Consider the following 380-nt stretch of genomic DNA (forward strand, 5'->3'; position numbering starts at 1 on the left):
ACCTCGCTCCAGATCACCTTTGACGACATGAAATTCACCGTGGTGTCGGTCGCCGAACCCATGGCGCTGCGGGATTTTGCCAAACAGTTTTCACAACCATCGGGTCGGGCGTTCGAGCCGATGATCGCGGCGCACCGGGCCAAGCTGATCATCACCTGCGCCCATCCCGGTGACGGCTTTGGCGAGGTGGTGATGGCGGCGACGACCGTGCATCTGCTGGCGCGCAGGTTCGGTGACCTCGGGGTGCCGTTGGGCGGTTACTGGGTGTCGAGCGAGCGGCTCTGCGACTGGGCGGAATTCACTGACTACGCCGACGCCGTGCTGCCCGCCTTCGACAATGATCCCGACACCGCGTTCCCGACCCGCTACTGGGTGTCGGT

General features: G+C 64.2%; 1 protein-coding gene. It reads left to right on the forward strand.

The features are described from left to right. Positions 1 to 380, forward strand: a 380-nt coding sequence (locus tag ACFWW2_RS03690) for a hypothetical protein (RefSeq protein ID WP_393926289.1), incomplete at both ends; no start/stop codon positions are given.

It is taken from the genome of Yoonia sp. R2-816 (assembly GCF_046762905.1).
Classification (GTDB): Bacteria; Pseudomonadota; Alphaproteobacteria; order Rhodobacterales; family Rhodobacteraceae; genus Yoonia.